Origin of the sequence: Amycolatopsis plumensis (assembly GCF_042652605.1) — a bacterium.
Classification (GTDB): domain Bacteria; phylum Actinomycetota; class Actinomycetes; order Mycobacteriales; family Pseudonocardiaceae; genus Amycolatopsis; species Amycolatopsis plumensis.
Genome location: NZ_JBHSJY010000001.1, coordinates 465,781 through 490,641, shown reverse-complemented (window position 1 = coordinate 490,641; position 24,861 = coordinate 465,781). Strand labels below are relative to the sequence as shown.

Below are 24,861 nucleotides of genomic sequence, written 5' to 3'. Positions count from 1 at the left end.
TGTATAGAGTTGCTCCCGTGCCCGGAGATGCCTTCGAAGCCGGCCCCCAGGAGCTGGTCATGACGTTGCTGGGCAGCTACGTGCACCCGCGCGAAACCCGCCGGGTGTGGTCGGGCGGCCTGGTCGCGGTGCTCGCCGAGCTGGGCTTCTCCGACGGCGCCGCCCGGATCGCGCTCACCCGCCTGGTGCGCCGGGGCCTGCTGCAGCGCCACCGCGAAGGCCGCACCGTGCACTACTCGCTGACCAAGCGCACGGTCGCGCTGCTCGCCGACGGCGACCAGCGGATCTTCTCCCTCGGCCGCCGCGAGCGCGCCGCGGGCGAGTGGACCGTGCTCTGGCAGAACATCCCGGAGAGCCGCCGCCAGGCGCGGGAACGCCTGGTCCGGCGGCTGCGGTTCCTCGGGTTCGGGCCCTACTCCGACGGCACCTGGATCGCCCCGCACGACCGCGAGGCCGAGGTCGTCGCCCTGCTCGGCGAGCTGGACGTCACCGAGCACGCCGGGCTGCTGCTCGGCCGCCCGTCGGCCGCCCTCGACGTCCGCCGGTTCGCCGGCCGGGCCTGGGACCTCGACGACCTGGCCGCGCGGTACGCCGCGTTCGTCGGCCAGTTCGGCGGGTACGCGGGCCGGGAGCCGCCGGACGCGGAGGCGTTCGCGGTGCGCACCCGGCTGGTGCACACCTTCCGGATGTTCCCGTCGCTCGACCCGGAACTGCCCGCCGGCCTGGTGCCCACCCCGGACTGCCGGGCGGCGGCCGTCGAGCTGTTCCACGACCTGTACACCGCGCTCGCGCAACCCGCTCAGCGCCATTTCGACGAGGTGACCAAGGGATGACCGAACCCAGCCAAGCCACGCAGGAAGCCCTGAGCTACACCTCGTACCTCGGGCTCGACGACGTGCTGAACGCGCAGCGCCTGCGCTCCGACGAGCACGACGAGCTGCTGTTCATCGTGATCCACCAGGTGTACGAACTGTGGTTCAAGCAGATCCTGCACGAAGCGGCCTTCCTCCAGGCGAACCTGGAAAAGGGCAACACCGCGCACTCCATCCGGACGTTGCGCCGGATCCTGACCATCCTCAAGGTCGCAGTCGCGCAGATCGACGTGCTGGAAACCATGACGCCCAGCCAATTCACCAGTTTCCGCGCCCGTTTGGACGCTTCGAGCGGCTTCCAGTCGGCCCAGTTCCGCGAGCTGGAGGCGGTACTGGGACGGCGTGACGAGCGCGTGTTCGCGCACTACCCCGAAGGCGGCGAGCAGCGGAAACGCATTGCCGAAGCGATGGCGCGACCGTCCTTGTTCGACTCTTTTCTCGCGTACCTCAAGGTTTCTGGCTATGCCGTGGAGTGTGACCGAGACGTCACTCGCTCGGTGGAGCCGTCCCCGGCCCTGCAGGCGATATTGCTGGACGTGTACAGCGACGACGGGGGACCCTCGGTCGTCGCGGAGTGTCTGGTCGATCTCGACGAAGGGATGCAGGAGTGGCGCTACCGGCACGTGAAGATGGTCGAACGCACCATCGGCGACAAGACCGGGACGGGAGGATCATCCGGCGCGACCTACCTGCGTACCACGCTTTTCCAGCCGATGTTCCCGGATCTCTGGGCCGTACGGAGCCGACTGTGACCACTTTGGACGACCTGCGCGCGGACGCCAACAGCCTCGCCGCGCACTACACCCGGTTTGCGGTGGCCGACCGCCTCCTGCTCTCCGGGCACTCCCACCAGGCCTGGCCGGACGTCGCCGAGGAGGGGCTCTTGGAGTCCTTCGCCGACGCCGCCCGGGACGTCGACGCCAAGTGGGAGCGCGCCTTCGCGAAGGCGGACCAGCTGCGCGCGGGCTTCCGCCTGCTGCTCGGCGACCCGCACGGCGAATACGCGCTCGGCGCGAGCACGCACGACCTGGTGCTGCGGTTCCTGTCGGCGATGGAGCTGCCGCGCCGGCCGCGCCTGGTCACCACCGACGGCGAGTTCCACACCCTCCGCCGTCAGCTCGCCCGCCTCGAAGAGGAGGGCGTCGAGATCGTGCGGGTGCCCCTGGAGCCGGTGACGACGCTCGCCGAGCGCGTGGCCGGCGAGGTCGACGGCAACACCGCCGCCGTGCTCGTCTCGGCCGTGCTGTTCGAGACCTCCCGGCTCGTCCCGGGCCTCGCGCACCTCGCCGACGTCTGCCGCGGCCGTTCGATCGAGCTCCTCGTCGACGCCTACCACGCGCTCGGCGTCGTGCCGTTCGCCCTGCACGACCTCGGGCTCACCAACGCCTGGGTGCTCGGCGGCGGCTACAAGTACCTGCAGCTGGGCGAGGGCAACTGCTTCCTGCGCCTGCCCGCGCACGCCCAGGAGCTGCGGCCGGTGATCACCGGCTGGTACGCCGAGTTCGGCGCCCTCGCCGACGAGCGCCACCCCGACCAGGTGCCCTACGCGATCGGCGGCGACCGGTTCGCCGGGGCCACCTACGACCCGGCCAGCCACTACCGCGGCGTCCGGGTGCAGCGGTTCTTCGCCGAGCAGGGGCTCACCCCCGAGTTCCTCCGCCAGGTGTCGCAGCACCAGGTCGGCCTGCTCGCGTCGGTGTTCGACTCGCTCGGGCTGCCCGAGGACCTCGTCACGCGGGACCGTTCGGTGGAGCTGGAGCGGCTCGGCGGGTTCCTCTCGCTGCGCTGCGCCGACGCGGCCGGCCTGCAGGCGGCGCTGGCCGTGGAAGGCGTCCGCACCGACAGCCGGGGGCCGTACCTGCGCTTCGGTCCGGCGCCGTACCTGTCGGACACGCAGCTCGAGACGGCCATGAGCACCCTGGCCAAGGTGATCACCGCCTGAGGCCTCGTGAGTGGTAAAGAGGGTTAGAACCCAATGCCGCTTAGCTTAAGTTGATGTTGTGCTGGTCGGTGTGGTGCTTCTGGCGGTGTCGGTTGGCTGGTTAGTGTCGCTGCCGTGAGCGGGATTGGTGGCGGGTGGGCGGACTCGATGTCGGTGGGGGTGCTGGCCACGGCGGTGCCACGGGACGCGGTGGACACTGCGATCGCGGTGACCCGCCGGGGCGCGAAGCGCTCCGGCGGGAAACTGCCCCCGCACGTGATGGTGTACTACGCGATGGCGCTGTCGTTGTTCGCCGACGACGATTACGAAGAGGTCATGACCTGCCTCGCCGGCACGCTGGCCTCGTGGGGATGCTGGGATCCGGGCTGGGACATTCCCACCACAGGCGGGATCACCCAGGCCCGCCAGCGGCTGGGCGCCGAGCCGCTGGCGGAGGTGTTCGACACGGTCGCGGTCCCGGTAGCCGATGAGCTGACCCAGGGCGCGTTTCTGGGGCCATGGCGGCTGATGAGCATCGACGGATTCGAGTGGGACGCCCCCGACACCGACGCCAACGTCGCCGAGTTCGGGTATTCCGGCGGCACCGGCGAGAAAGCATCCGCGTTTGCAAAGGTTCGGGTACTGACCATCGCCGAGTGCGCCTCCCACGCAGTCGTGGCCACCCGGATCGGCGGGCGCGGGACCGGCGGGAAGCGCCAGGGCGAACAGACCCTGGCCCGCCGGCTCTGGCCCGCACTGGCCGAGGACTGGCTGCTGATCGCCGATTCCGGTTTCTACAGCTACCAGGACTGGAGCAAGGCGGCCGCCACCGGCGCGGCCCTGCTCTGGCGGCTGCCCGCCACGGTGAAGACCCCGAAGCTGATGGATCTGGACGACGGATCCTACCTGTCGGTACTGATCAACAAGACCGTGCGCAGCACCACCCGCCGCGCCGAGATCCTGCAGACCGCCCGCGACGGCGGTGACCTCGACCCCGCCGAGGCGACCGTGGTGCGCGTGATCGAGTACACCGTGCCCGACCGCGGACCCGACCCGGACGAGGTGATCCGCGTGATCACCACCATCGGCGATCCCGCCGACGCCCCGGCCGAGATACTCGCCCAGGCCTACCACCAGCGCTGGGAGCACGAGACCGGCAACGACCAGCTCAAAACCCACCTCCGCGGCCCCGGCCGGGTCCTGCGATCGAAAAGCCCGGACATGATCCGCCAGGAAATCTACGGCTACCTGCTCACCCACTACGCCATCAGCACACTGATCTGCCGAGCCGCCACCGAAGCCGACATCGACCCCGACCGGGTCAAATTCCTGCGCACCGTCCGCCTCGTTCGCCGCCAGACCACCTCCGGCCCGGCGGCCTTTTCCCCCTAACCAGCAGACCAGAACACTCACCACCGCCATCACCACCCGCCGTCACCTCAACCCGCAACGCCGGCACAGAACCTACCCACGCGTGGTCAAACGAGCCCGCCACACCGCATACCGGATTAAGAAACCCACCGACACCGGCACCCACCACAACGGACCCGCCACCATCACCCTCACCACCGCCGCATGATCAACACAAGCTAAGTGGCATTGGGTTAGAACCCTCCTCACCACTCACGACCAGCTGCGGCAGACCGGCTACCGGTCCGTATGCCGAGACCACCACTGGTCTCGCGATCATCGGGGATCTAGGTTGGTCCCGGGCACCCGAGCGGACGACCTCCGCACCGGGTACCCGCCAACCCGTGAAGCGCGTCCCGGCCACGAAACCGGGCGCGGATGACAAAGGAGTCACCACCGTGACCGAAGGAGTGTTCGCCCGGGGCACCGGGCACGAACAGGTCGTGTACTGCCACGACCAGGCCAGTGGCCTCAAGGCCATCATCGGCATCTACTCCACCGCGCTCGGCCCCGCTCTGGGCGGGACGCGCTTCCACCCCTACGCCACCGAATCCGACGCGCTCGACGACGTCCTGGCGCTGTCCAAGGGCATGGCGTACAAGAACGCGCTGGCCGGGCTCGACCTCGGCGGCGGCAAGGCCGTCATCATCGGCGATCCGAAGACGCTCAAGTCCGAAGCGCTGCTGCGCGCGTACGGGCGCTTCGTGCAGTCCTTGGGCGGCCGCTACATCACGGCGTGCGACGTGGGCACGTACGTGCAGGACATGGACGTCGTGGCCCGCGAAAGCCAGTACGTCACCGGCCGCTCGCCCGAGGACGGCGGCGCCGGCGACTCGTCCGTGCTGACCGCGTTCGGCGTCTTCCAGGGCATGCGGGCCTCGGCCGAACACGTCTGGGGCAGCCCGGACCTGGCCGGCAAGCGCGTCGGCGTGGCCGGCGTCGGCAAGGTCGGCCACATCCTGGTCGGGCACCTCGTCGAGGCCGGCGCGCAGGTGACGATCACCGACGTCTACGCGCCGGCGATCGCCCGTACGCTCGAGGTCTACCCGTCCGTGCAGGTCGCGTCCGATGTGGACACCCTGCTGCGGGCCGAGCTGGACGTCTTCGCGCCGTGCGCGCTGGGTGGTGTGCTGAACGACGAGACCGTGCCGGTGCTCGGCGCCCGGATCGTCTGCGGCGCGGCGAACAACCAGCTCGCGCACGCGGGCATCGACAAGCAGCTCGCCGACCGGGGCGTCCTGTACGCGCCGGACTACCTGGTCAACGCCGGTGGCGTGATCCAGGTCGACGACGAGCGCCACGGCTTCGACTTCGACCGCGCGAAGCGCAAGACGACGGCCATCTACGACACGACGAAGGCCGTGTTCGCGCTGGCCGACACCGACGGCGTGCCCCCGGCGACGGCGGCCGACCGGCTCGCCGAGCGGCGGATGGCGGAGGTCGGGCGGCTGCGGTCCATCATGACCGGGTGACCCTTTCCGCGATTTTCGCAGCGGTGGGCGTGCGGGGGTTCCTGCACGCCCACCGTCTCGGTTCTCCCGATTCGGTGGGGCTGGACGAGGACTCGCCGGTCGTCCTGGCGTCCGTGGTGAAGGTGCCGCTGGCGTACGAATTCGCCCGGCAGGTCGCGGCCGGGCTGCTGGACCCGGCCGACCGGGTGCACGTATCGGCGGCGGACCGGCTGGGCGGCACCGGTTCGGCGGGGTTCGCGGACGACGTTTCCTACAGCCTGCGCGACGCGGCGTTGCTGGCCCTTTCGGTGTCCGACAACACGGCCGCCGACCTGCTGTTCGACCGCGTGGGCGTGGACAACGTCCGGTCGCTGCTGGCCGAGCTGGGCCTGACCCGCACGACGGTGCTCGGCGCGCCGCGGGACGTGCTGCGCACGATCATCGAAGACACCGACGCGGGCCGTCCGCTGCGGGCGCTGGATCCACTTCGGACGTCCGCGACCACGCCCCGCGAGATGACGGCCCTGCTGTCGGCGCTCTGGGCCGACGAGGCGGCTGCCTCGGTGCGTGAATGGATGTCCGCGCAGGTCAGCTGGCACCGGCTGACGGCGGGGTTCCCGCCGGAGGTGGCGGTGGCGGGCAAGACGGGCACGATGCCGGGGATCCGCAACGAAATCGGCGTCGCGACCTACCCGGACGGAGCGGAGTACGCGGTGGCGGTGTTCACGACCGGCGGCGGGGAGACGCTGCGGCGCCCGGACATCGACCGCGCGATCGGGGAAGCCGCCCGGACGGCGGTCGAGCAGTTGCGGTCGTAGGTGGCGGTCGGCGGGGTAGGCGGGTGCGGCGGCTCGGTTCAGCTCCGTTCGTAGAACACGTCCCACGGCCGGGGACCCTGCGGAGGCGGCACCAGCCGCGAAACCCCGTCGTCGCCGAGCACCCCGGCCGCGATTCCGGCGAGCTTCGCCGCCTGCGGGTGCGGGGTGGTCGAAGGCCAGGCGAACGCCATCCGGGCCCGCAGCACCTCGCCTTCGAGCGGGCGCCACACCACCCGCGGTTCCTTGCGCGCGCCCGGTTCGAAGGCCACGCCGTGCCCGGCCAGGACCAGGCCCAGCACGAACTCGGGGTTGCGGGCGTGCCGGATCGCGGCCGGGCGGAAGCCGTGGTCCCAGCAGGTGCGCAGCAGCGTGTCGTAGCTTCCCGGCGCGGCGGCGCGCGGGGCGTGGACCAGGCCCTCCCCGGCCAGGTCGGCGAGGGTGAGCCGGGCGCGGCGGGCGAGCGGCGAGTCGCGGGGGAGCACCACGCCCAGCGGGGTGTCGACGACCGGGCCGAGCTCGAGCCCGACCGCGTCCACCGGCAGCTGCAGGAGACCCGCGTCGAGTTCGCGGTCGGCGAGCAGCCGGGCCTGCTCGGCGGTGGTGAGTTCCTGCAGGTCCAGCCGGACGGCCGGACACTCCTCGGCGAACTTCGTCAGGATCGCGGCCAGCACCCGGCCGGGCAGGTCCGGGGGCACGCCCGCGCGCAGGCTGTCGAGCTCCCCGCGTTCGGCCTTCGCGACGAGCGCCGTCATGCGATCCCACCGGGAGAGCAAGTCCCGGGCTTCGGCCCGCAGCACTTCGCCGGCTTCGGTAAGGGAGACGCGGCGGCCGCGTTCGAACAGCTTCGCGCCCAGCTCGGCTTCGAGCCGCTTGACGCGCTGGCTCAACGGCGGCTGCGCGATCCCGAGCCGGTCGGCGGCCCGGCCGAAGTGCAGTTCGTCGGCGACCACGAGGAAGTAGCGCAGCGAACGGAGATGGTCCACGCTGCGACGATAGCCGTCCACGTATCAAGGTGACTTCCGGGTGATCTTGGACAGCGGGGTCCGGGTCGTGGTCGGGTGTCCGGTATGGACAAAGGAGTGAGCAGGCGCGGGCTGTTCGGCGCGGGCGCGGCGGCGGCCGCGATCCTGGCGGGCGTCCCGGCCGTGGCGCGAGCGGCTTCGGGAACGACCGGTTCGGGAATGACCCTGCGGTGGTGGGGGAACAACGGCTGGGAAATCCGGATCGGGTCGAAGACGGTCCTCATCGACCCGTGGCTGACCCGGTTCAAGACGGGGACGTACACGTCGGCCGGCGCGGATCCGCGAACACCGCTTTCGGTGAACCGCGCGCTGATCGACGGCTACCTCGACCGCGGTTTCCTCCGGGCGGACCACATCCTGGTGACCCACGGCCACTACGACCACCTGACCGACGTTCCCTACCTGGCGCAGCGGACGGGCGCGACGGTCATCGGCACCGAGACGCATTTGAGTCTCATGGCGGCCATGGGAGCACCCGAGGACCAGCTGGCCATCGCGACCGGCGGCGAGGACCTGGTGTTCGACGGCTACTCGATCCGGGTGTTGCGCTCCCTGCACTCGGCGACGGGCGCCCGGGCGCAGGTGGCCTTCCCCGGCACCCGGTCCCTGTCCCGCCGGGATCGCCCGCGGGTGATCTCGGACCTGCTGGAGGGCGGCACGCTGGCGTATCTGGTGTCCGGTGGCGGGGCGAGCGTGCTGGACTTCGGCGGTTCGAACTACGTCGAGTCCGAGCTGGCGGGCCTGCGCCCGGACGTCGTGCTGGTGCCGCCGGGCGGGGCGAAGGTCCGGGAGTACCTCCCGCGGCTGCTGCGCACGTTGGGCCACCCGAGCCGCGTGGCGGCCACCCATTGGGACGACTTCGACCTGCCGCTGGGCCAGGCCCACGACCCCAACGGCGGGCTGGAGGTGCTGCGCAAGGCGGTGGCGGCGGCGAGCCCGGGCAGTGAGTTCGTGGTCCTGGACCACCTCGGCGAGTTCACGCCCTGACACGGCGAAGGCCCCCACCGCGCGCGGTGGGGGCCTTCGGTCCGTCGTCTCAGCCGCTCTTGCGGCGGAACGTGCGCTTGTTCGCCGCCGGGCCGTGGGCGTGCTGGTTCTTGCCGCCGCCGTTCTCGTGGGACGCTCCCGTGCGCGCGTGGGCCTGCTTGCGCTCGAGCGCTTCGCGGAACTTGCGCTTGACGTCGTCCTCCTCGCCGCTGGGCGACGGGTTCGGTTCACTCATGCTTACCTCCGAAAACGACGACGTGTGACCGCCCCAGCCTGGCATCACTCAAACTGCTTGGCGAGTCGATTTGGGTCACGTGTCAGCGCTGCGGGCTCGGCACGCCGCCGAACTGCACGGACGTGCGGGTCAGCGGGCGGCCGCAGTGGTCGCACAGCAGCATCGGGCGCAGCCGCTCGCCGCATTCGACGTGGTGCAGCGTGATGTCCGGCTCCTGGCCCGCCACCTCGAAGCCGCGCGACCACTCCGCGATGAACGCCAGCGCCGGGAAGAACGCCAGGCCCTTCGCCGTCAGCCGGTAGTCGCGCGCGTCCGTGCGCGTGGCCGCCGTGCCCGTGCGCAGCACGCCGACCTCGACCAGCTTGCTCAGCCGGGCCGACAGCACGCTCGGCCCGATGCCCAGCTCGCGCTCGAACTCCGAAAAGTGCCGGCAGCCGAGCAGCGCCGAGACCACCAGGCCGGTCGACCACCGGTCGCCGAGCAGCTCCATCGTGTCCGGGAAGAACATCAACGGGTCGCCGGCCAGCGAATCGGCGTCCTTGCGGCGGAAGCGCTTGGACGCCGTCGCCGCCGCGACGCCGGTGCCGTCCAGCCGTTCCGCGCGGACGTCCCGGGCGTCGACCCGGCGGCCGCACGCCGCACATCCGAGCGGCGCTGATGTAGCCAGCTCGCAGTCGAGGTGGATCAGCGTCGGCAGCACCTCGCGGCGGCCTTCGACCCACTCGCGCTCCCACGCCCAGATCGAGATCAGCAGCGGCCACAGCTCGAGGCCGCGCTCGGTCAGCCGGTACTCGTGCCGCGTGCGGCGCGCGTCCCGGTACGGGACCCGGGTGAGCATGCCCGCGTCCACCATGTCCCGCAGCCGTCCGGACAACGCCGTCGGCGAAATGCCCAGGCGCAGCCGCAGTTCTTCGTACCGCCGGAAGCGCAGGAACAGGCTCTGCAGGATGAGCAGCGTCCACTGATCACCGACCAGCTCGAGCGCCCGGCGGAGCGGATCTCCCGCCGGCCGGACGCGCTGTGCAGTCGCCTCCACCAAAGCTTCCCCCTCGTTACATCGCCTCCTGAGGGTAGCACCTGACTACACCAAAAGAAGCCTATTGACAGCTGGGTACACAAATCATAGTCTCGTCTCCATCAGCCGGCGCAGCCAGGGAGCAGTCCATGACCAGCACCTCCGATCAGCCGCTGATGGTGGCCAGTACGGCGGACGCGGCCGAGGCGAACCCCTACCTGCTCGGCGTCTACGCCCCGGTCAGCACCGAGATCGACGCCGATGACCTGCAGGTCATCGGCGAAATCCCGAAGGATCTCAACGGCGTCTACCTGCGCAACGGCCCCAACCCGCGGTTCGCCCCGGAAGGCCGCTACCACTGGTTCGACGGCGACGGCATGATCCACGCCGTCCACCTGGAGAACGGCCGGGCCCGCTACCGCAACCGCTGGATCCGCACGAAGGCGTTCGAAGCCGAGTCCGCGGCGGGCAAGGCGCTCTGGACCGGGGTCATGGAAAACCCGCGGGGCAACCCCTTCGGCAACAGCCACGGTCTGGGCCTCAAGGACAACGCCAACACCGACGTCGTCTTCCACCGCGGCCGGATCCTCGCCGCCTGGTACCTGTGCGGCTCGCCGTACGCGGTCGACCCGCTCTCGCTGGAGACCCTCGGCGCCGAAGACTTCCTCGGCACGCTGGCCGGCGACATGATGGCCCACCCCAAGGTCGACGAGACGACCGGCGAGCTGTTCTGGTTCGACTACGGGCCCCGCCCGCCCTACCTGCGCTACGGCGTGATCAGCGCGGACGGCCGGGTCGTGACCACCACCGACGTCGAGCTGCCCGGCCCGCGCCTGCCGCACGACATGGCCATCACCGAGCACTACGCGGTGCTGATGGACCTGCCGCTGATCCAGGACTCCGCGGCGGCGAAGCAGGGCCGCCACAAGCTGCACTTCGACCGCTCGCTGCCGAGCCGCTTCGGTGTCCTGCCACGCTACGGAGACGGTAGCCAGATCCGGTGGTTCGAAGCGAGCCCGTGCTACATCTACCACGTCGTCAACGCCTGGGAGCAGGGCGGCGAAGTCGTCCTCGACGTCTGCCGCGTCCAGCGTCCGCAGCCGCGCGCCGACGCGCACACGCCGCTCGCGAAGATGCTGTCCTACCTGCGGCTCGACGCACAGCTGCACCGCTACCGCTTCGACCTGCGGACCGGCGTGTGCCATGAGGGCCCGCTCGACGACGACAACACCGAGTTCCCGACCGTCGACGCCCGCGGCGTCGGACGGCGGAACCGGTACTCCTACGCGGTGCACATCTCGCCCGAGTCGACGCTGAAGTTCGACGGGCTGGTGCGCCGCGACGATCTTGCCGGCACGAAGACCGAATACCGGTTCGGTCCCGGCCGGTGGGGCAGCGAGGCTCCGTTCGCACCCCGCGAAGGAGCACCCGTCGATTCGGCGGACGGGTATCTGGTGACGTTCGTGCAGGACGAGCGTGAGGGGCGCTCGGAACTGGACGTCTTCGACGCCGCCGACCTCGCTGCCGGACCCGTGGCCAGGGTCCTGCTTCCCCAGCGTGTCCCGCTCGGTTTTCACGCGACCTGGGTCCGGGCGGACCAGCTGGACAACCTCCGCACCTGAGCACCGTCGAGAGGGTCGCGCCCGGGGCTTCCCGGGCGCGGGGATGGTGCGCAGCGGAGACGATCGGCCGGCTCGAGGAGAGCGGGCAGGCGCCGGCCCGGAGGGCTCGCGCCGGCCGATCGGAACGAAACACCGCCGCACGCGGTCGTGCGGTGCACCCGGAAGCGGTTGCCGGGCACGCTTTCTGCTCGCCGGAGGGGTGCGAGCAGGCGGCGTGGCCGGCCGGCACCCCGTATGGTGTGCCGGGTCGTCCTCCGCGACCGGATACGGCGAGCACCGCTCGCCGGGGCGGCCTTGGGCTGGTGCCGGTTCGTCGTCTCCCGGGGACGGCGAACCGGCTGTTCCCCGCAGGAGGACGTGCGTGAAGCTTTCGGTGTCGCTGGGGCTCTGGCAGGACCGGCCGCCGGAGGAGGCACTGGACACCGCCCGCGCCGCCGAGGCCGCGGGCTACCCGGAGCTGTGGATCGGCGAAATGGCGACGTGGGACGCCTTCGCGCTCGGCACGGCGATCGGGGCGGCCACCTCGCGGATTTCGCTGACTTTCGGGCCGCTGGCGGTGACCGTGCGGGACCCGGCGACGATCGCCGTGGGCGTCGCGTCGGTGGCGGCGCTGACCGGCCGCGCGACCGGCGTCGCGCTCGGGACCTCCAGTGACGTCGTCGTGCGCGGCTGGCACGGCCGCTCCCGCGATCGTGCGGCCACGGCACTGGCGGAGTCCGCCGTGGCGGTCCGGCAGCTGCTGAGCGGGGAGAAGTCCACTGTGGACGGCCAGGTCGTCGGCTCGCGGGGCTACCGGCTGCGGCTGCCCGCCCCGAAGTCGCCGGTGACGGTCGCCGCGTTCGGGCCGCGCGCGCTCGACGTCGCCGCGCGGCACGCGGACCGGATGGTGGTCAACCTCGTGAGCCCGGCCGCCGCGGCGACGCTGGTGCGAGGACTGCGAGAAGCCGCTTCGCGCCTCGGGAGTATGCCGCCGCCGGTGGCCGCGTGGGTGGTCGCCGCGGCGGACCCGGGTCTGGCCGAGCTGGAGCAGCTCCGCCGCGGCGTGGTCGGCTACCTCGCCGCTCCCGGCTACGCGGACATGTTCCGCGCGGCGGGCTTCGGCGACCTGATCGACTTCGCGCACACCCGGCCGCACCCGCGTGAACTGCTGGCCGCGGTGCCGGTCGAGGCGATCGCCGTGGTCGGCCTGCTCGGGTCTCGCGCCGAGATCGCCGCGAAGGCCGCCGAGTACGCGGAGGCCGGTGTCGACGAGCTGGCCATCGTGCCCGCGACCAGCGACGACGACCCCGGTGGCGGAAAAACTCTCGCCGCGTGTCGATCCGCCGTCGTCCCGTTCGACGCGTAGGCATGAGCGAAGCCAGCGAAACCAGGAACCTCGACCGAACCCCCGGGTCCGCGGCGCTGCCGTGGAGCAGGGCGCGCGATCTCCTCGCCACCCAGACCCCCACGGAAGACCTGACCTTCTTCGTCGGGACCGTCCGCCCCGGCGGGCGGCCGCACGCCGCCGGCGTCGGCGCGATCTGGGTGGACGACGCGCTGTACTTCGTGAGCGGGCCGGGCACCCGCCGGGCCCGCAACCTGGCGGCGAACCCGGCGTGCACCGTGTCGGTGCGGCTGCGCGGCCTCGACCTCACCATGGAAGGCGAGGCCCACCGGGTCGCCGATCCGGCCACGCTCGAGCGGGTGGCGGCCGTCTACCGCGAGGGCGGCTGGCCCGCGACGGTGGAGGACGGCGGGTTCAACGCGCCCTTCATGGCGGCGAGCGCCGGGCCGGCGCCCTGGCACCTGTACCGGCTGACCCTGCACACGGCCTTCGGCGTCGCCACCGCCGAACCCCACGGCGCCACCCGCTGGGACTTCACCCGCTGATCGCCGCCGCGACCAGGCGGCCGATCGCGGCCATGCCGTCGGCGTTCGGGTGCATCGGTGCGGCGACCGACGTCGGGAGCACGCTTTCGAACCACTTCACGCCGGGCAACTTGCAGACGTCGTGGCCGATCGAAGCCGTCCGGACGTCGACGTACTGCGCGCCGTGCGCGGCGGCCTGCCGGGCGAGGGCGGCGTTGGTCTTGTCGATGCTGCCCTGGATGTAGTTCGCGTCGCGCGGGGTCAGCGGCGCGATCGGCCAGCAGCCGTTGTGCGGCAGGTAGGTGCCGTAGCCGGCGACGAAGACCTCGGCGTTCGGTGCCTTCGCGTGGATCGCGTCCAGCAGCGCGCCCCACACCGGCTCGAACGCGGCGATCTTCTCGGCCAGCTGGTCGTGGCCGCCGGCGGTGTAGCGGTCCACGCAGTCGGGGTTGATGCCGGGCAGCAGGTTGATGCAGCTCGTCGCGGCCCCGACCAGGCCGACGTCGTTGCCGCCGATCGTCACGGTCACCGTGCGGGTCTGCTCGCTCAGCGCGTCCAGCTGGGGCGGCACCGCGCCGGCCGACGTCTGCTGCGGCGCGGTCATGTCCGCCGTCGTCGCGCCGGAGCAGGTGACGTCCTTCAGCGGCACGCCGAGCTCCTCGGCGGCGACGTGCGGGTAGTCGGCCAGCGAACGGAGGCAGCCGGGGGAGGAGAGGTCGGGTGGCAGGATCAGCGGCCCGGCCGCCGCCGAATCCCCCAGAGCCACGTACTCGCCGGCGGTGGCCGCGGCCGCCGGTCCCGCCGCCGCGCCCGTCAGCGCGGTGACCATGATCGCGATGAACGCCGTCGTTCTCACTCGCACGCCGTCCTCCTTGACGCAGTGCCGAATGTTGGTCTCCGTGACACCATCGGCACCGGACGTCACGGGATTGACTGGGAATCCGGGCAGAGAACGAGGGGATCGGTTGTGACCGAGCACAAGTGCGGCGGGGAGCTCACCCTCGGCGGGCAGCGCGTGCACGAGCGGCTCACCCGGGAGGAGCCCGAGCTGATCGCCCGGGTGCTCGCGCGCATCCAGGCCGAGGTCGCCGACTACCGGCGGCTGCCGGTGGAGGAACTGGCCGGCGACATCGCGGGCATCACCCGGCAGGCGGTGCGGGCGTTCGCGCGGAGCCTGCGCGAGGACCGCGAGCTCAACGCGGCCGAGCTGCGGCAGGTGGGCGCGTCCGCGGTCCGCCGGGCGGAGGAGGGCTTCCCGCTGGAGGCCGTGCTGACCGCGTACCACGTCGGCGCGCGGGAGATCTTCGCCGTCGGGTCGGCCTCCTCGGGCAGCGCGGACGTCGCCGACCTCCTCGACGTCGCGGACCGGGTGCTGGCGTTCGTCGGCACGGTCACCGGCGTGGTGACGCGCGGGTACCTGGAGGAACTGCGGACGAAGGTCGGGCAGGAGCACACCGCGCGCCGGACGCTGCTGTCGGTGCTGGTCGACGGCGGGCCGGTCGACGTCGTCGCCCGCAGCGCCGGGATCACGCTGCCCGCGCGGTACCTCGTGCTGAGCGTCGAACTCGGGCCGCACGCGGACGAGGAGTCGCCGGGGGTGGACGCCGAGATCGCCGTCCGGCGCAAGCTCCGCCGGTTCCTGGCGGCGTTCGAAGGGCTGTGCGGCGACGGGGTGCTCGCGTCACTGGACGGTCCCGGCGGGCTCGTCCTGCTGCCGGTGACCGGGCGCGTCCCGGATTGGCACGCGCTCCTGGAGGCGGCCGGGCGCGCGGCGGGGGTCACCGTACTGGCGGCCGCGGAGACAGCGGCGCCCGCGGAGGTCCGGGAAGTGGCCGCGCGGACCGGCGAAGTGCTGGACGTGCTGCGCTGGTTCGGCCGGCCGCCGGGCCTGTACCGCCTCGACGACGTCCTGGTCGAGTACCAGCTGACCCGTCCGGGAGTGGCCCGCGACCGCCTCGCGGCGGCGCTCGACCCCCTCGCCGCGCACCCGGAGCTGGCCGAGACGCTGGACGCGTACCTGGCCCTGGACACGAACCGCCGCCGCACGGCGGCCCAGCTCCACGTCCACCCCAACACGGTCGACTACCGCCTCCGCCGCATCCGCGACCTCACCGGCATCGACCCCCTCAACCCGGCCGGCCTACCCCGCATCATCGCGGCCTCCGCCGCCCGCCGCGCCGCCCACCACGAGTGATGCCCCTCCAATCACGCGAGGTGCCCCTCCAATCACGCGAGATGCCCCTCGGATCACGCGAGACGCGCCGCTGATCACGCCGCCCGACCCTCCAGGCCACGCAGTCCGACCCTCTGGGTACGCAAGCCGACCTCTTGGGTACGCAAGCCGACCCTCCAGGTACACGAGTTGACCTTCGGAACACGCGAGCTGACCCTTCGATCACGGCACCCGGAGCACCCGCCCGGCGAACTCGCGCACTCGGACGGACGACTCGCGTACCCCGAGGGTCGGACTGCGTGCCTGAAGGGTCGGATGGCGTGATCGAGAAGCCGACTCGCGTGCCTGGAGGGTCGACGCGGCGCGGGTCAGGGCGCCGGTGGCCAGGGCCGCGGCGAGGACGAGCGCGGCGAGGCGGGCTGGGGCGCCGAAGGTGAGTTCGCCGAAGCGGCCGAGGACGAAGCCCGTGTGCAACGCCCAGGCGACCGCGGCGACGCCGGCCGCGGCGGGCAGGGGACTTCGGCAGGCGAACGCCAGGACGACCGCGCCCAGGGTGACCAGCGCGTACCAGGGGCGGCCCGTCGCCCCGGCCAGGTCCGCCACGATCACGGCGGCGACCGCGGCCACGCACCCGAACGGAAATCCGAAGCCCGGTGTCATCCGCTCAGTCCAGTCCGGCGGACAAGCCGAAGCGTGGCCCAGGACACATTCCCTACACCCAGGCCCGTGATCTTTACGTTTCGTTTACCCGCTCGGTGACGCCCTTGATCGCGTCGGCGATCTCCGCCCAGACCGCACGCGGCAGGTTGTGCCCCATCCCCGGGATCACCACCAGCTCCGCGCCCGGGATCGCCTCCGCCGTCGCCTTGCCGCCGCTGACGTTGATCAGCGGGTCCGCGTCGCCGTGGACGACCAGCGCAGGCAAGCGCACCGAACGCAAAAGAGCCGTTCGGTCGCCGGACGCCACCACGGCCGCCGCGTGGCGCAGCGTGCCCACCGGGTGGCGGGCGCGGTCGTAGTGCAACGCCGCCTTCGCCAGCAGGAACGCCTCGTCGTCCGGGTAGCCGGGGGAGCCGAGCTTCCGGTAGCCCTCGACGCTGTCCGCCAGCGCCTGCTCCCGCGTCGACGCCGGCGGCCGGGTCAGCAGCGCCAGCGCCCACGGCTCGGCCTGCCCGACCGACCGGTCACCGGTGGTCGACATGATCGACGTGATCGACAGCAGCCGGTCCGGGTGGTCGATCGCCAGCTGCTGCACGATCATCCCGCCCATCGACGCGCCGACGACGTGCGCCCGGGCAATCCCGAGCGCGTCGAACAGCCCCACGGCGTCATCGGCCATGTCCGACAACGTGTACGGCGCACTCGTGAGGTCGCCGGCCGCGAGCGCGGCCAGGTCGGGCGGCGGCAGGTGGTCAAGCCACGTCGAGAGCCCGACGTCCCGGTTGTCGTAGCGCACGACGAAGAACCCGTGGCCGGCGAGCAGTGCGCAGAAGCCGTCCTCCCAGGTGATCATCTGGGCGCCGAGGCCCATCACGAGGACCAGCGGCGGGGCCGCCGGGTCGCCGAAGGTGTCGTACTCGAGCTCGAGACCGTTGGCCTGTGCGCGTGCCATACCCCGATCCTGCCGTACCCGCGCGGACCTGGCACCCGGCCCGGCGGTGCCGTTACCGTTACGCCCCATGCCGACCTCATCCTCGGGTACGGGCCAGCGCCCCCGGTCGCGGGCCGCGGCGGGGCTGCCGGCGCTGACGGCCGACCGCATCGTCAGCGCGGCCACCGCCCTCACCGCCCAGCGCGGCCTGGACAACTGGACGCTGCGGGAGCTGGCCCGCTCGGTCGAGGCCTACCCGGCGGTGATCTACCACCACGTCGGCGACCGGGACGCGGTGGTGAACGCCGTCGTCGACCGGGTCGTCGGGCTGCTGGAGCTGCCGGACGAGCGGCTGCCGTGGCAGGAGTGGTTCACCGAGCTGCTGGCCGGCCTGCGCGCGGTGCTGCGGACCTACCCGGGCTGCGCACGGCGGCTGGCGCTGTTCGGCCCGTCGGTCGAGGCGGCCACGCGGTCCATCGACGCGGGCATCGGCGTGCTGCTGGCCGCCGGCTTCGGCCGCGAGAGCGTGCTGGCCTACAACCTGCTGCTGATGACCGCCTGCCAGTTCGTCGCGATGGAGGACGACCGCGACGGCGCGCTCGCCCTGCGGATCGACAACACCGAGGAGTACGCGACCTACCGCGAACGGGCCGACCTGCCGGGGATGGCCGAGCTGGGTGCGGCGATGCACGACCTGATGGGCGACCCGGACCTCGCCTCCGGCTACTACGCGCAGCTCTACGACTACGCGGTCAGGCGGTGTCTCGACGGGCTGGCGCACCGACTGAACGAACTTCGCAATCCGGACATCTCGGGTTGACAGCGACTTGACAGTGCCGCGGCGTACCGTGGGCGTGCGTCGGTGGTTCGCCCACTGACCCGGAGCCCCTGGCGCCCTCCTCCCCCTCGTGGCGCCGGGGGCTTCGGTCTACCCGGAGTCGCCCGATCGCGGTGACGGCGGGCCGGTGCGCGGCGGCTCCGCCTGGATGGCCGGGAAGATCTCGCCGACCAGGGTCACCAGCGACTTCGACAGCAGCAGGTGCACCTGGTCCCGCGTCAGCGACCCGCGCACGAGCCACTCACGGCCCGCCGCCTTCACCATCCCGCCGAACGCGCGCACCAGCGCGTTGAGCTCCGGTCCGTGCTCGCTCTCCCGGGACAGCCCGACGGCCTCCAGCACGCGGTCGGCGGATTCGCGGTCGGCTTCTTCGAGAATGCGCTCCACCTCGAGGTCGCGGCCGATGCCTTCGGGCGCGATCGCGGCCAGCCACATCCGCTCCTGGCTGGTGACCATGTCGAGGAACCACTCGATGGCGACGTCGGCGCGCAGTTCGAGCGGCCCGTCGGGGAGGATCTCGACGGCCAGCCGCGGCACCGTCAGCGCGCGGCGGATGATTTCCAGGTACAGCTCGCGTTTGGTGCCGAAGTAGTGGTTGATCAGCCCCCGCGCCACTCCGGCCGCCGCGGCTATGTCCGAAGTGGACACTGCGGAGTAGGGACGCTCACCGAACAGCCGCGCCGCACAAGCGTAGATCTGTTCCTTCCGTTCGTCCGGTTCCAGTCTTCGCCATCTCGGCGCCGGCTCGGTGTTCATCCGCCCATCGTCGCACGGGCCGTTGCGCCGGGCAGGCTAGTCAGCACGATGTCGGATGGGGCACCCACGATCGGGGCACGGTCAGTCCGGGAGCGTGATCGGTGCGATGTCCGCGAAGCCGTCGCCCGGGCCCGGATTCGCCGGATCGGTGGTCCCGCCGAAGTGGTGCAGCACGCCCCACACCGCGTTGAGCGCGGTCTGGACCGCGCCCTCGGCCCAACCCGCCGTCCACGAGATGTCGTCACCGGCCAGGAACAGCCCGCGGTAGCGCGCCGGCAGCTCGTCCTGCACGAAGTGCGTGAACAGCCGCTGCTGGTAGCGGTAGTGGCCGGGCAGGTTCGCCTTGAACGCGCCCATGAAGTGCGGTTCGGCCTCCCACGACACGGTCACCGGGTCGCCGATGATGTGCCGCCGGACGTCGACACCCGGGTAGATCTCGCGCAGCGACTGCAGCATCACCTCGACGCGTTCGGACACCGAAAGCGGTAGCCACTTCAGCGAGTCGTCGGCCCACGTGTAGGACAGGCAGATCACCGCGGGCGCGTCCGGGTCGTCGCCGAGCAGGTACGTGCCGCGCGGCATCCGGTCGGTGAGCGTCATGCTCATCGCGTCGCGGCCCGTCGCCGGGTCCCGGTCCAGCCAGAACGGCCGGTCGACCGGCACGAACACCTTCGACGACGCCATGTAGTGCGTGCGCTCGATCGCCGTCCAGTGGTCGATCGGGAAGAGCGCTTCGTCGCACTCGATGTTGGACAGCAGCATCCAGCTCTGGGCGGTGAACACCGCGGCCGGGAAGGTGCGGATGTGTCCTTCGGTGTCGGTCACGGTGATGTTGGCCGGTGCCGTGCGGTGCAGTCGCGCGACGCCGGGCTGCGGCCGTCCGCCGTGCAGCGTGCTCAGGCTGGTGCCGGACGGCCAGAAAGCGATGTCTTCCGGGGCGTGCTCCCACAACCGCAGCGGGAGCTGCCTGCTGCCGCCGACGATGCTGCGGTGCTCGTCGTCCGCTCCCGTATAGACCACGCGCAGGATCTCCAGGATGGAGTTCGGGAAATCGGTGTCCCAGCCGCCGGTGCCGAAGCCGACCTGGCCGAAGATCTCCCGGTGGCGGAAGGAAGCGAACGCGGGGGAGTCGCAGAGGAAGCCGTAGAACGTCTGGTTGTCCAGCCGCGGGACGAGCTCGTTCCACAGCCGCTTGATCGTCTTCGCGTCGCGGTCGCGGATCGCCGTCTGCATCTCGGCGAAGGAGGCGTGCTCGGCCAGCGTGCGGTCCCAGGCCGCGGCGACTTCGCGGAAGACGGCGGGCAGGTCCTCGGGGGTGCGCGCGTAGTGGCTCTGCCCCTTCAGGTCCACGACGGTGCTCGGCGTTCCCGGGGCGAGCGGGTTGGGGAACGGCGTGGTCTCCAGGCCGACCTTGTCGATGTAGTGGAACAGCGCGGTCGACGCGGGCGGGAAGCGCATCGCGCCCATCTCGGCGACGACGTCGTCCGGGCAGCCGGGGAACCGCACGGTGCGCAGCCGGCCGCCGATTTCGGCGATCTCGTAGACCACCGGCCGCAGGCCCAGCTTCATCAGCTCGTACGCTGTGACGATGCCGGAGAGGCCGCCGCCGATCACGGCGACCTCGGTGCCGTGCCGGTGCGCGGGCACCGAGCCCAGGCCGGCCGGGTGGGCCAGGTAGTCGTCGTAGGCGAACGGGAAGTCCGGGCCGAACATCGTGATCGGGCGGCCCGCCGGTTCGTCGTGGTGGATCGCGGTCGGGACGGCGGAGGTCATGCGGTGGTTCCTCGGTACAGTTCGGGCCGTCGGTCGGCCAGATGGGTGTTCTCCAGGCGGGACGCGGCCAAGGCGTCCCGGGTGACGTCGGCGGTGATCACCTCGGGTCCGGCCCGGGCGCGGGCCAGCACCTCGCCGGTCGGGGCCACGACGCAGGACCGCCCGCAGTAGGTCAGCTCCCGCTCGGTGTCGCAGCGGTTCGCGTAGGCGACGAACAGCTGGCTTTCGTAGGCGCGGGCGGGCACGAGCGTGTCGGCGACCAGCTCGTACGGGCTCATCAGCGCGGTCGGCACGACCAGCAGTTCGGTGCCGGCGAGCGCGTGCGCGCGGACCAGCTCGGGGAACTCGACGTCGTAGCAGATCAGCAGCCCGATCCGGAGGCCGCCGAGGTCGGCTTGGACGACCGGCTCGTCGCCGGGGGTGAACCAGGCCTTGTCGAGGTCGCCGAACAGGTGCGTCTTGCGGTAGTTGGCCAGCCGGTGCCCGCTGGCGTCGATCAGCTGGACGCTGTTGTAGACGTGCTCGCCGTCGGTTTCCGGGTAGCCGTAGGCCAGCGCGGTGCCCAGTTGCCGCGCCCGCGCCGACATCCGGGCCGCGGTGGGGCCGTCGGCGGGTTCGGCGAGCTCGTGCGTGCGCGCGCCGATGTGGTAGCCCGTCGTGCTCATCTCCGCGGTGACGACCAGGTCGGCGTCGATTTCGCGCAGGTCCTCGAGCGGGCCCTGGTGGATCGCGACCCTCACGCCAGCCTCGACTTCCGGATCCCGTAACCGAAGTAGATCACCAGGCCCAGGACCATCCAGGCGCCGAAGACCAGCCAGGTGGCGCCGTCGAGGCTGAGCATCATGTACGCGCAGCAGAGCACGCCCAGGATCGGCGTCACCGGTGCGAGCGGGACGCGGAACGTCCGCGGGCGGTCGGGCTGGCTGCGGCGCAGGATCAGCACGGCCACGTTGACCAGCCCGAACGCGAACAGCGTCCCGATGCTGGTGGCGTCGGCCAGCTTGCCGAGCGGGATGAAGGCGGCCAGCACGGCGACGAACGCCGAGACCACCAGGGTGTTGGTCCGCGGGGAGCCGGTCTTGGCGTCCACTTTGGAGAGAGCGGCCGGGACCAGGCCGTCGCGGGACATCGCGAACAGGATGCGGGTCTGTCCGTAGAGGACGGTCAGCACGACGCTGGAGATCGCCACGATCGCGCCGACGGCCAGCAGCCCGGCCCAGAACGGGTTGTCCGAGACGACGTCGAGCACGTGCGAAAGCGCAGCCTCTTGGCCGTCGAACTGCTGCCAGGGCAGTGCGCCGACGGCGGCCACCGCGACCAGGCAGTACAGCACGGTGACGATGCCGAGCGAGAGCAGGATCGCCCGCGGCAGGTCGCGCTGCGGGTTCTTCGCCTCCTCGCCGGCGGTCGAGGCCGCGTCGAAGCCGATGTAGGAGAAGAACAGCTTGGCGCCACCGGCGCTCAGCCCGGCCAGCCCGAGCGGCAGGAACGGCGTGAAGTTCTTCGCCTGGACGGCGCTGAAGGCGATCGCGCAGAACAGCACCAGCGTGCCGATCTTGACCGCGACCATGACCGCGTTCGCCCGCGCGCTCTCCTTGGCGCCGGACAGCAGCAGGAGCATCGCGAGGACGACGACGAGAATGGCGGGCACGTTGACCACCCCGCCCGAGCCGGGCGGCTGGCTCAGCGCGTCCGGGATGGCGAAGCCGAAGGCCAGCCGGAGCAGTTCGTTGAGGTACTGGCCCCAGCCGACCGCGACCGAGGCGACCGAGACGCCGTACTCGAGCACCAGGCACCACCCGCAGACCCAGGCGACGAGCTCGCCGAGGGTGGCGTAGGTGTAGGAGTACGACGAGCCGGACAGCGGGATCATCCCGGCGAGCTCGGCGTAGGACAGCGCGGAGAACAACGCCGTGACGCCGGCGAGCACGAAGGAGAGCACCACGGCCGGGCCGGCCACCGGGACGGCTTCGCCGAGCACGACGAAGATGCCGCTGCCCAGCGTCGCCCCGATGCTGAGCATGGTGAGCTGCCCGAGGCCGAGCGACCGCTTCAACGTGCCATGATCGCCTTCGGCGACCAGGTCGGCGACCGGTTTCCGCCGCACCGTCGCGGCTCGCAAAGTCATGCCGACGACGGTAACGGTCGTTTCCGGAGGGGAAAACACGAGAACGTTGCCCGTACAGATGAATCACAGGTGATTCATTGCACAGAGGTGGCGAATCATGGCGATTCGTTCCGATGTCGATTTTGCTCGGGCCGGGGTTGTCGGATCCGGGGAGAGCCGTTCGTGGAGGGGGTGAGCGGCCGCCACGAGAGCGCCGCCCGAACCCGCAGGGGGAAGAAGATGCCCGTCGCCCGCCGCATGTACGACCTGGTCGAGCCGATCGGCCTGGTGCCCTACTTCGCCGACGAGTCGGACGAGGCCCTGATGGCGCTCGGCCTGCGCAACGTGTGGGACGCCTACTTCGCCGGCCGGGCCGCCCCCTTCGGCCGGGACGTGCCCGCCGAGGTGGTCCACGCGGTCTTCTACAACTTCGCACCCGGCGAGGTGGCCCGCCACATCCCCCGGGTCTGGGAGCTGACCACGCCCGAGGCGGCGCTGGCCGCCCGCGAGCGGGGCTGCGTCGCCGGCATGCGGCGGGTCCTCGGTGACCTGGCCGACGACCCGCGCGTCGCCCGCGCCGCCGACCTGCTGCTGAAGGCGGCGACCAGCGCGCCGGTCGGGGGACGTCCGCTGTTCGCCGCCCTGCGTGCGCTCCCGGTGCCGCAGGAGCCGGTGGCCCGGCTGTGGCACGCGGCCACCCTGCTGCGGGAGCACCGCGGCGACGGCCACACCGCTGCGTTGCTGACCGAGGGCATCGGCGGGACGGAGGCCCACGTGCTCCACGCCCTGTCCGTCGACCTGCCCGCGGAGAAGTTCGGCCGGGTCTGGCACCTGCCCGCCGCCCAGCTGGACGCGGTGATCGACGGCATGCGCGCCCGCGGCCTCATCGGCCCGGACGGCTGGCTCACTCCTGATGGCCGGGCCACGAAGGACCGCGTCGAGGCCATGACCGACCGGCTCGCGGAGGCCCCCTACGACGCCCTGACCACCGACGAACTCGACCACCTCATCGCCGACCTCGAGCCCCTCTCGAAGGCCTTCCGAGCCACCTTCCCGATGTAGCGGTCGTGAGTGGCAAGGAGGGTTAGAACCCTCCTTACCACTCACGACCAGCGGCGGCAGACTGCTCAGCCGGGGCCGGTCACGGTGGGGCGGCGGGGAGGAGGAGGGTGAACGTCGGCGGGTCGGGGCGGCTGAGCCGGAGGCGGCCGCCTTCGGCTTCGGCGAGGCCGCGAGCCAGGCGGAGACCGATGCCGTCGCCGGTGGGGGTCGTCGCGAACGGGTCTTTCTCGCCCAGGTCCGGGCCTTCGTCGGCGACGTCGATGGCGAGCGCGTCACCGGCGTCGCGGGCCAGGATCGTGACCGTGCCGTGCCCGTGGGTCACCGCGTTGTCCAGCAGCACGCCGAGAACCTGCCGGACCGCCGCGGCCGCCACGCGCGCCGGGGGTGGGTCTTCCCGGAGGATCCGGATGGCCCGGCCCTGCGGCGCGAGCAGGGCCTCGCCGGCCTGCCGGACTTCGTCGAGGAGCGTGCCGAGGTCCAGTTCGGCCCGTGGTGCCCGGCGTTCCCGGCCCAGCGCCAGGAGGTCCTCGATGGTGCGTTCCAGCCGGTCGGCGGACGCGATGCCGGCGCGGATCGCCGCGTACGGGTCCGCGGCCGGGGTCTCCAGCGCGGCTTCGAGCTGCAGGCGCAGCCCGGTCAGCGGCGTGCGCAGCTGGTGCGACGCCTCCGCGGAGAACGCCCGCTCGCGCTCCAGCGTCGAGCCGATCCGGGCCGCGGTGGCGTCCAGCGTCTCGCCGACCTGGTCGATCTCGGGGATGCCCGCGCGCGGCGACCGGGCCGTGAAGTCGCCGTCGCCGAGCCGCTCGGCCGTGGCGGCGAGCTCCTCGAGCGGCTGGACCAGCCGCTTCGTGAACCGCCGGGCCAGCAGCCAGCTCACCCCGGTCGTCACGACCGCGAGCCCGGTCATGCCGACCCAGGTCAGGATGATCTGCAGCCGCAGCTGGGACAGCGGCCGCGCGGCGCGGACCACGCCCGTCAGCCGGGAGCCGCTGACCACCGGCACCGCCAGGGCCATTTCGTTGCCTTCGCGGCCGATGACGACGTCCACCGTGGCCTTGGCGGCCTGCTGTTCGACCGGGCCGGCGGCGGCGGGCCCGCGCCCGGCCACCCGCCGCCCGTCCGGAAGGTAGATCGCGACTGCGACGTCGCCGTCCTCGTCCTCGGACGGCGGCACGTCCGGCGTCAGGCCGGCGTTCAGCTCGTGCGACACGGCGAGCGCGGCGGTGTCCGCGGCCCGTTCCAGGTCGCCTTTCGCGTCGTCGTGGTAGTACTGCCACACCGCGAAGCCCAGCGGAAGCGCGAACAGGAGGGTGGCGACGAGTGCGGCCAGCACCGTCAGCGAGGTGATCCGGCGGCGCAC

At 71.9% G+C, this 24,861-nt stretch carries 24 protein-coding genes; 13 read left to right on the top strand and 11 right to left on the bottom strand.

The window, feature by feature from the left end; all coding sequences use genetic code 11:
• Nucleotides 1-17 precede the first annotated feature (17 nt).
• The 6 genes from ACFPLC_RS02405 to ACFPLC_RS02380 all read left to right on the top strand — a co-directional run bounded on the left by ACFPLC_RS02405 (nucleotide 18) and on the right by ACFPLC_RS02380 (nucleotide 6,472).
• On the top strand, nucleotides 18-833 hold the full coding sequence (locus tag ACFPLC_RS02405) for a PaaX family transcriptional regulator (RefSeq protein ID WP_378199154.1): 816 nt from the start codon (nucleotides 18-20) through the stop codon (nucleotides 831-833).
• On the top strand, nucleotides 830-1,624 hold the full coding sequence (locus tag ACFPLC_RS02400) for a tryptophan 2,3-dioxygenase (protein ID WP_191313666.1): 795 nt from the start codon (nucleotides 830-832) through the stop codon (nucleotides 1,622-1,624). Before ACFPLC_RS02405 ends, ACFPLC_RS02400 begins: the two co-directional genes overlap by 4 nt.
• On the top strand, nucleotides 1,621-2,814 hold the full coding sequence (locus ACFPLC_RS02395; protein WP_378199157.1) for a PLP-dependent aminotransferase family protein: 1,194 nt from the start codon (nucleotides 1,621-1,623) through the stop codon (nucleotides 2,812-2,814). Before ACFPLC_RS02400 ends, ACFPLC_RS02395 begins: the two co-directional genes overlap by 4 nt.
• A gap of 114 nt (nucleotides 2,815-2,928) precedes the next feature.
• A complete protein-coding gene (locus ACFPLC_RS02390) occupies nucleotides 2,929-4,185 on the top strand; it encodes an IS4 family transposase (RefSeq protein ID WP_378235674.1) in 1,257 nt (418 codons plus the stop codon).
• 416 nt (nucleotides 4,186-4,601) lie between these two features.
• On the top strand, nucleotides 4,602-5,675 hold the full coding sequence (locus tag ACFPLC_RS02385) for a Glu/Leu/Phe/Val dehydrogenase dimerization domain-containing protein (RefSeq protein WP_378208156.1): 1,074 nt from the start codon (nucleotides 4,602-4,604) through the stop codon (nucleotides 5,673-5,675).
• Nucleotides 5,672-6,472, top strand: a complete 801-nt coding sequence (locus ACFPLC_RS02380; protein WP_378208153.1) for a serine hydrolase — start codon at nucleotides 5,672-5,674, stop codon at nucleotides 6,470-6,472. The genes ACFPLC_RS02385 and ACFPLC_RS02380 overlap by 4 nt, the downstream gene beginning before the upstream one ends.
• Nucleotides 6,473-6,510: 38 nt before the next feature.
• Here ACFPLC_RS02380 and ACFPLC_RS02375 read toward each other — a convergent pair whose 3' ends face one another.
• On the bottom strand, nucleotides 6,511-7,455 hold the full coding sequence (locus tag ACFPLC_RS02375) for a LysR substrate-binding domain-containing protein (protein WP_378208150.1): 945 nt from the start codon (nucleotides 7,453-7,455) through the stop codon (nucleotides 6,511-6,513).
• 84 nt (nucleotides 7,456-7,539) lie between these two features.
• On the opposite strand from ACFPLC_RS02375, the gene ACFPLC_RS02370 reads away from it, so the two are divergent.
• Nucleotides 7,540-8,481, top strand: coding sequence for an MBL fold metallo-hydrolase (locus ACFPLC_RS02370; RefSeq protein ID WP_378208147.1), 942 nt, complete (start codon nucleotides 7,540-7,542; stop codon nucleotides 8,479-8,481).
• 49 nt (nucleotides 8,482-8,530) lie between these two features.
• Here ACFPLC_RS02370 and ACFPLC_RS02365 read toward each other — a convergent pair whose 3' ends face one another.
• Together ACFPLC_RS02365 and ACFPLC_RS02360 are read right to left on the bottom strand one after the other, a co-directional pair.
• On the bottom strand, nucleotides 8,531-8,716 hold the full coding sequence (locus ACFPLC_RS02365) for a DUF5302 domain-containing protein (RefSeq protein WP_361100261.1): 186 nt from the start codon (nucleotides 8,714-8,716) through the stop codon (nucleotides 8,531-8,533).
• Between the two features lie 82 nt (nucleotides 8,717-8,798).
• On the bottom strand, nucleotides 8,799-9,755 hold the full coding sequence (locus ACFPLC_RS02360; RefSeq protein ID WP_378208144.1) for a winged helix-turn-helix transcriptional regulator: 957 nt from the start codon (nucleotides 9,753-9,755) through the stop codon (nucleotides 8,799-8,801).
• Between the two features lie 125 nt (nucleotides 9,756-9,880).
• Here ACFPLC_RS02360 and ACFPLC_RS02355 point away from each other — a divergent pair, with 125 nt between their 5' ends.
• From ACFPLC_RS02355 to ACFPLC_RS02345, 3 genes are all read left to right on the top strand, one after another.
• Entirely contained in the window at nucleotides 9,881-11,353 is a 1,473-nt protein-coding gene (locus ACFPLC_RS02355) for a carotenoid oxygenase family protein (protein ID WP_378208141.1), read from the top strand.
• 361 nt (nucleotides 11,354-11,714) lie between these two features.
• On the top strand, nucleotides 11,715-12,698 hold the full coding sequence (locus ACFPLC_RS02350; RefSeq protein ID WP_378204839.1) for an LLM class F420-dependent oxidoreductase: 984 nt from the start codon (nucleotides 11,715-11,717) through the stop codon (nucleotides 12,696-12,698).
• Nucleotides 12,699-12,700: 2 nt separating this feature from the next.
• The gene (locus ACFPLC_RS02345; protein WP_191313656.1) at nucleotides 12,701-13,222 is read left to right on the top strand and encodes a pyridoxamine 5'-phosphate oxidase family protein; all 522 of its coding nucleotides are present in this window, start codon (nucleotides 12,701-12,703) and stop codon (nucleotides 13,220-13,222) included.
• On the opposite strand, the gene ACFPLC_RS02340 is transcribed toward ACFPLC_RS02345, so the two are convergent.
• Entirely contained in the window at nucleotides 13,212-14,057 is an 846-nt protein-coding gene (locus ACFPLC_RS02340) for an SGNH/GDSL hydrolase family protein (protein ID WP_378204848.1), read from the bottom strand. The genes ACFPLC_RS02345 and ACFPLC_RS02340 overlap by 11 nt on opposite strands.
• Nucleotides 14,058-14,168: 111 nt before the next feature.
• Here ACFPLC_RS02340 and ACFPLC_RS02335 point away from each other — a divergent pair, with 111 nt between their 5' ends.
• Nucleotides 14,169-15,395: a PucR family transcriptional regulator gene (locus ACFPLC_RS02335; RefSeq protein WP_378204836.1), complete on the top strand. Its 1,227-nt coding sequence runs from the start codon at nucleotides 14,169-14,171 to the stop codon at nucleotides 15,393-15,395.
• 201 nt (nucleotides 15,396-15,596) lie between these two features.
• Here the strand turns inward: ACFPLC_RS02335 and ACFPLC_RS02330 are convergent, their stop codons facing one another.
• Together ACFPLC_RS02330 and ACFPLC_RS02325 are read right to left on the bottom strand one after the other, a co-directional pair.
• A complete protein-coding gene (locus tag ACFPLC_RS02330; RefSeq protein WP_378204833.1) occupies nucleotides 15,597-16,034 on the bottom strand; it encodes a hypothetical protein in 438 nt (145 codons plus the stop codon).
• Between the two features lie 73 nt (nucleotides 16,035-16,107).
• Nucleotides 16,108-16,986 (bottom strand): alpha/beta fold hydrolase, encoded by an 879-nt coding sequence (locus ACFPLC_RS02325; protein WP_378204830.1) that lies wholly within the window; start codon nucleotides 16,984-16,986, stop codon nucleotides 16,108-16,110.
• 67 nt (nucleotides 16,987-17,053) lie between these two features.
• On the opposite strand from ACFPLC_RS02325, the gene ACFPLC_RS02320 reads away from it, so the two are divergent.
• Nucleotides 17,054-17,785, top strand: coding sequence for a TetR/AcrR family transcriptional regulator (locus tag ACFPLC_RS02320; protein ID WP_378204827.1), 732 nt, complete (start codon nucleotides 17,054-17,056; stop codon nucleotides 17,783-17,785).
• 108 nt (nucleotides 17,786-17,893) lie between these two features.
• On the opposite strand, the gene ACFPLC_RS02315 is transcribed toward ACFPLC_RS02320, so the two are convergent.
• The 4 genes from ACFPLC_RS02315 to ACFPLC_RS02300 form a co-directional block, all read right to left on the bottom strand.
• Complete coding sequence (locus tag ACFPLC_RS02315; protein ID WP_378204824.1) at nucleotides 17,894-18,559, bottom strand: TetR/AcrR family transcriptional regulator; 666 nt, start codon at nucleotides 18,557-18,559, stop codon at nucleotides 17,894-17,896.
• An 81-nt stretch (nucleotides 18,560-18,640) separates the two neighbouring features.
• Nucleotides 18,641-20,332, bottom strand: a complete 1,692-nt coding sequence (locus ACFPLC_RS02310) for a flavin monoamine oxidase family protein (RefSeq protein WP_378204821.1) — start codon at nucleotides 20,330-20,332, stop codon at nucleotides 18,641-18,643.
• The gene (locus ACFPLC_RS02305; RefSeq protein ID WP_378204819.1) at nucleotides 20,329-21,072 is read right to left on the bottom strand and encodes a carbon-nitrogen hydrolase family protein; all 744 of its coding nucleotides are present in this window, start codon (nucleotides 21,070-21,072) and stop codon (nucleotides 20,329-20,331) included. Before ACFPLC_RS02305 ends, ACFPLC_RS02310 begins: the two co-directional genes overlap by 4 nt.
• The gene (locus ACFPLC_RS02300) at nucleotides 21,069-22,460 is read right to left on the bottom strand and encodes an amino acid permease (protein WP_378204816.1); all 1,392 of its coding nucleotides are present in this window, start codon (nucleotides 22,458-22,460) and stop codon (nucleotides 21,069-21,071) included. Before ACFPLC_RS02300 ends, ACFPLC_RS02305 begins: the two co-directional genes overlap by 4 nt.
• A 219-nt stretch (nucleotides 22,461-22,679) precedes the next feature.
• On the opposite strand from ACFPLC_RS02300, the gene ACFPLC_RS02295 reads away from it, so the two are divergent.
• Nucleotides 22,680-23,501 carry an SCO6745 family protein gene (locus ACFPLC_RS02295; RefSeq protein ID WP_417281633.1) on the top strand — a complete coding sequence of 274 codons (822 nt, stop codon included), beginning with the start codon at nucleotides 22,680-22,682 and terminating at the stop codon, nucleotides 23,499-23,501.
• A gap of 79 nt (nucleotides 23,502-23,580) precedes the next feature.
• Here the strand turns inward: ACFPLC_RS02295 and ACFPLC_RS02290 are convergent, their stop codons facing one another.
• Complete coding sequence (locus tag ACFPLC_RS02290) at nucleotides 23,581-24,861, bottom strand: sensor histidine kinase (protein ID WP_378204813.1); 1,281 nt, start codon at nucleotides 24,859-24,861, stop codon at nucleotides 23,581-23,583.